Raw genomic sequence first — 5000 nt, 5'->3', positions numbered from 1 at the left:
GCACCTTTACTATAGCTTCGCACTGGCATCAGGATTGTGATGTGCAGGATAGGTGGTAGGCTTTGAAACGGGGACGCCAGTTCCCGCGGAGCCTCCCTTGAGATACCACCCTTCGCACTCTTGATGTCTAACCGCGGTCCGTTATCCGGATCCGGGACCCTGCGTGGTGGGTAGTTTGACTGGGGCGGTCGCCTCCCAAAGAGTAACGGAGGCGCGCGAAGGTTGGCTCAGAGCGGTCGGAAATCGCTCGTTGAGTGCAATGGCAGAAGCCAGCCTGACTGCAAGACTGACAAGTCGAGCAGAGACGAAAGTCGGCCATAGTGATCCGGTGGTCCCGAGTGGAAGGGCCATCGCTCAACGGATAAAAGGTACGCTGGGGATAACAGGCTGATGATGCCCAAGAGTCCATATCGACGGCATCGTTTGGCACCTCGATGTCGGCTCATCTCATCCTGGGGCTGGAGCAGGTCCCAAGGGTACGGCTGTTCGCCGTTTAAAGAGGTACGTGAGCTGGGTTTAGAACGTCGTGAGACAGTTCGGTCCCTATCTGCCGTGGGTGTAGGATACTTGAGAGGAGTTGCCCCTAGTACGAGAGGACCGGGGTGAACGTTCCACTGGTGGACCTGTTGTCGTGCCAACGGCACAGCAGGGTAGCTATGAACGGACAGGATAAACGCTGAAGGCATCTAAGCGTGAAGCCCCCCTCAAAACAAGGTATCCCTTGAGAGCCGTGGAAGACCACCACGTCGATAGGCCAGAGGTGTAAGCGCAGCAATGCGTTCAGCTGACTGGTACTAATGGCTCGATTGGCTTGATTTGATCCGGAAGAAGACAGTCCGTCTTCTCCAAAGCATCCTTGGACAACACCTGCCCCGAAAGGGGCAACGCTGAGCGTTTCTTCCCCGGTCTGGTGGCCATAGCACGAGCGAAACACCCGATCCCATCCCGAACTCGGCCGTTAAGCGCCGTCGCGCCAATGGTACTGCGTCTCAAGACGTGGGAGAGTAGGTTACCGCCAGACCTGGAAAGAAACGCAAATCACTCTGAAACGATCACTAAACCCCGCATCAAGATACCAGCGGGAAGCTGCACCAAAACGCAGCAATTGGCGCGGGGTAGAGCAGCCCGGTAGCTCGTCAGGCTCATAACCTGAAGGCCGCAGGTTCAAATCCTGCCCCCGCAACCAACGATAATTGCGAAACCTCCAAAGCCCCGGCTGCGGAGGTTTTTGCATTTGTGCGCCCGGCCTTCCGCGAAGCCATCGAAGCCCCGAGCAGGTTGTCCAGCGCCTCGGCCTCCGCAAGGAAGTCGGGATTCTTCTTGCCTGCCGCAAAGCGCAGGATCGCGCCGAGGTCGCCGCGCAACACGATCGCCAGTTCGCCATTGTCCGGCATGAGCGTGACCTGATCAATCAGCGAGCGGAAGGTCTCAGCCGCGCGGGCACGGCCGTCCTCGTCTTGCAGGTTCTCATAGAGCTGGCCGATCCGCTGCGCGTAGAGGGCAGCCATGTTCGGATGCAGCAGCGGAGGCGGCTCATCGGCGTTGGCCAGCTTCTCCGTCAACTCCACCTTACGAGCCTCCAGCTTCTCGGACTTGTCCTTCAACTTCGACAAAGGGAAGCCTTGCAGGATGGCGTCCACGATCTTGTCCAGTTCCCGGTCGACGCGCTCCAACTCTCGCTTCCAGCCCTCAAGGTCGGCGCCGCGCTCGATGCGCAGGCGATTCACCTCCTTGGTGAATTCGTCGCAGAACTCCCTGAACAGCGCGGGCTCCATCAGGTGCTTGCGCAGCCCGTTCAGGATCGAGGCTTCCAGCGCATCGCGCCGAATGTTGAGGCGGTTGTCGCAGGTGCCCTTGTTGCGCGCCGTCGCGCAGCCGAGCAGGTCCTTCGAGATCATCGAATAGCCGCCACCGCAGCAGCCGCATTTGACGAGGCCCGAGAAGAGGTGCTTCGGGCGGCGCCGGTCGTTCAGGGGGTTGGGGCTGGTCTCGACCGCATCATAGGCGAGGCGGTTCTGCCGTGCCTTGACCGCATCCCAGACGGCCTGGTCAATGAGCCGCAGTTCGGGAACTTCGTGGATCACCCATTCGCTTTCCGGGTTTAGGCGAGACACGCGCCGGCCGGTGTCGGGATCCTTGATGTAACGCAGCCGGTTCCAGACCAGCTTGCCGATGTACAACTCGTTGTTCAGGATGCCGGTGCCGCGCTTCGGATTGCCGTGGATTGTCGATGGTCCCCATTCGCTGCCCTGCGGCCCTGCCACGCCTTCGCGGTTCAGCGCCATGGCGATCGTGCGCGATGACTTGCCGTCGAGATAGTCGGCGAAGATGCGGCGCACGATCCCGGCTTCGGCTTCGTTGATGGTCCGGTCGCCCCGAACGGCCTCACCGCTGGCGTCGAACTTCTTCACGACGTCATAGCCGTAGCAGAGCCCACCGCCGGACTTGCCGTCCTCGACGCGGCCGCGCAGCCCGCGGCGGGTCTTGTCCGCCAGGTCCTTGAGGAACAGCGCGTTCATCGTCCCCTTCAGGCCGACATGCAGATGGGTGATCTCGCCCTCGGACAGGGTGAACATCTTCACATCGGCATAGGTCATGCGCTTGAAGATGCCGGCGATATCCTCCTGGTCGCGTGAAAGCCGGTCCATCGCCTCGGCCATGATCATGTCGAAGCGGCCGCGCGCGGAATCCGAGATCAGCGCCTGGATGCCGGGCCGCAGGATCATACTGGAGCCGGAGATGGCATGATCGGTATATTCCTCGACGACGGTCCAGCCTTCCTTCTCGGCGCGCAGACGGCACATACGCAACTGATCGGTGATCGAGGCATCGCGTTGGTTGTCGGACGAGTAGCGGGCGTAGAGCGCGACCTTCATGCGGGGGCCTCCTCAGTCGGGGAGGCGGTCACTTGGCATCCGGGCCGTCTCCTGTTGGACAAAATCGCGTGCAGCTTGTCGGGCGAGTTGCCGGACAAGATCGACGAGGCGGGGATCGGGCTTGCGGGCTTTGGCCACGCGCGCAACGGCCTCGTCGCTGGTCTGGGCGACCAGCCGAAGCTTCGTTGCGGTGGTTTGTCGTTGCCGTGCCATTCCCGTCCCGCTTCCTGAAGTACCTGCGCATAGATTACGCAGCAACTACGAACGGTTACAGAGAAGCGCCCGGCGGCGTCCGGGCAGGAATAGAGGGCAGGATCGGGCATGGGCGTAGTCCTGAGCAGCATAGCGTCGCGCAAATACTGGCGCGACGATGTGCGAATTTGCGGCTCGCGAGGGAGAAATGAGCGTCTGCTCGCACAGCGCGACGCTCCAGCCATGTCCTGCGGCGATGGTACGGCAGGGCAGCTCATAGTTCAACATTCATCCGGGTAAGATGTGCTGTTCGCGAGGCCAGCGTCGAGCATCGGCTCATCCCATTTTCGTGCCGCTCCCAGCCAGCGATCGACGAAGGCCTGAAACTCTGGCTCGCCGAAGCGGACCTGAAACGTGTAGAGGCGATTGACGACCTGGCGCATCAGATCGCGCATCTCATCGTCGTCGAGCCGCGACACCTCTGTCCAGGGGATGTGCTGGCCGTCCGCGTCAACGACGAAAACATCGGAGAAATCCCCGGTCTTCGTTACCGGCACCCGCCCGGCATGAAGACCTTCCAGCATCGTGTTGCGCACGCAGATCATCGCCATCGCTTTGGCGAACATGGCTGCCATCTGCTCCTCTTCTTTCCGGCTCATGTGACCTCCGCGTAGCGTTTCACAGACCTGGGCAGGCCGAGGTTGAGTTGCCCTTGTTCCCTTCCGGGCCCATTGACAATAGCGTCACATGGAGAGACCGTATGCCTCTTGCGACCGAAAACACGGGTGCCAGGATGCGCTGCGGCGACGCTGACGCCGCCCCTTCCTCTTCTTCTGCACCCTAGTCAGGCCCGCGAAAGCCGCGCTTGCCGACCGCCTCAAGGACCTTGCGGTTGATCTTCTCGCGCGTCGCGCTCTGCGCCGGCGACAGCGCGCGCTTGGCCATCGTGTCCTGAAGGAAATTGTACTCCCAGGCCGTCAGCAAGCCCCGCTCGTTGAAGAACACGATGGCGTCGGCATTGAGGCTTTTGGTGATGTCCTTCCGGATGCGCTTGATGGCGGCGAAAATCAAATCCGAGCGTAAGCCCAGGAAGCGTTTGACGCAGCGGTTGCCGATCTTGGCCCGATGGCCGTTGACCCGGTTGGCGATAGTGCAGATTTCGATGATCGGGAAATGGCCGCAGAGGCATGTTTCAGGCTCGTTGGCCTCGGAGATGTCGACGAGGCTCCATTCCCTGCGCGCGACCTCCCAATCACCGGCCTCGCTGAGGGCGAGGATCGCGTCTCGCAATTGCTTGAAGTTATGCCCTTCACCCATGCCGCCTCCCGGCTCAGCAGCCCTCTATTTGACCAGCCATTTCGCGTAAGCCTCGATATCAATCATCGGGACAGTCCCGCTGAACTGCAACCGGGAGATAAGCTTGAAGAGAAATGCGGTCGCGGCCTTGTTTTCATGCTCGAAGCTATAGATGGCCGTCGCGGCATCGCGGAAGAAATGGCCATGCGAGGCGACGCAGCCGATGTCGAGCTGCCGGTCGTCGATGCCGGCATTGAGAGCGCTGGCGAACGGAGCGCCCAACGGCGGATTCGGTAATCCTCCCCGTGGTTAAGGGGATGCGAAGGTAGAATTTTCTCGGCAAGATGGACGAGGAGATTCCGATGAAGAAGAGCCGTTTCACCGAAGCCCAGATCATGGGCGTGCTGCGCCAGGCGGAGGGCGGGCTGCCCGTTTCCGAGCTTTGCCGCGAGCATGGGATCAGCAGCGCGACGTTTTACAAATGGCGCGCGAAGTTTGGCGGCATGGATGCATCCATGATGAGCCAGATGAAGGCCCTCGAGGATGAGAACAGGCGACTGAAGCGCATGTTCGCCGATCTCAGCATGCAGGCCGATCTGCTTCGAGAGGCTCTGGGAAAAAAGTGACGCGGCCAGC

5 protein-coding genes, 1 tRNA gene, 2 rRNA genes and 1 pseudogene (1 of these 9 running past the window's edge) are annotated in these 5000 nt (G+C 61.0%); 5 read left to right on the top strand and 4 right to left on the bottom strand.

What is annotated here, in order from left to right:
* The 3 genes from BLW83_RS15185 to BLW83_RS15175 form a co-directional block, all read left to right on the top strand.
* Nucleotides 1-819 (top strand): 23S ribosomal RNA (locus BLW83_RS15185) (it extends 2011 nt beyond the left edge of the window).
* Between the two features lie 87 nt (nt 820-906).
* Nucleotides 907-1021, top strand: a 5S ribosomal RNA gene (gene rrf / locus BLW83_RS15180).
* An 88-nt stretch (nt 1022-1109) separates the two neighbouring features.
* Nucleotides 1110-1186, top strand: a tRNA-Met gene (locus BLW83_RS15175).
* On the opposite strand, the gene BLW83_RS15170 is transcribed toward BLW83_RS15175, so the two are convergent.
* Complete coding sequence (locus BLW83_RS15170) at nt 1143-2822, bottom strand: recombinase family protein (RefSeq protein WP_245728932.1); 1680 nt, start codon at nt 2820-2822, stop codon at nt 1143-1145. The genes BLW83_RS15175 and BLW83_RS15170 overlap by 44 nt on opposite strands.
* Between BLW83_RS15170 and BLW83_RS15975 the strand changes: the two genes are divergently transcribed.
* The gene (locus tag BLW83_RS15975) at nt 2745-3107 is read left to right on the top strand and encodes a hypothetical protein (protein ID WP_245728931.1); all 363 of its coding nucleotides are present in this window, start codon (nt 2745-2747) and stop codon (nt 3105-3107) included. The genes BLW83_RS15170 and BLW83_RS15975 overlap by 78 nt on opposite strands.
* A gap of 242 nt (nt 3108-3349) precedes the next feature.
* Here the strand turns inward: BLW83_RS15975 and BLW83_RS15160 are convergent, their stop codons facing one another.
* The 3 genes from BLW83_RS15160 to BLW83_RS15150 all read right to left on the bottom strand — a co-directional run bounded on the left by BLW83_RS15160 (nt 3350) and on the right by BLW83_RS15150 (nt 4646).
* Entirely contained in the window at nt 3350-3727 is a 378-nt protein-coding gene (locus BLW83_RS15160) for a hypothetical protein (RefSeq protein WP_090849215.1), read from the bottom strand.
* 181 nt (nt 3728-3908) lie between these two features.
* Nucleotides 3909-4385: a hypothetical protein gene (locus tag BLW83_RS15155; protein WP_073063736.1), complete on the bottom strand. Its 477-nt coding sequence runs from the start codon at nt 4383-4385 to the stop codon at nt 3909-3911.
* Nucleotides 4386-4409: 24 nt separating this feature from the next.
* A complete protein-coding gene (locus BLW83_RS15150) occupies nt 4410-4646 on the bottom strand; it encodes a hypothetical protein (RefSeq protein WP_218139154.1) in 237 nt (78 codons plus the stop codon).
* 80 nt (nt 4647-4726) lie between these two features.
* Here BLW83_RS15150 and BLW83_RS15145 point away from each other — a divergent pair.
* Nucleotides 4727-4987, top strand: a pseudogene (locus BLW83_RS15145) (transposase); the annotation flags it as partial.
* Between the last annotated feature and the right edge of the window lie 13 nt (nt 4988-5000).

This window comes from Paracoccus alkenifer (assembly GCF_900108405.1).
GTDB lineage: Bacteria > Pseudomonadota > Alphaproteobacteria > Rhodobacterales > Rhodobacteraceae > Paracoccus > Paracoccus alkenifer.
The sequence above is the reverse complement of the archived record's forward strand: the minus strand, read 5'-3'. Positions and strand labels throughout refer to the sequence as shown.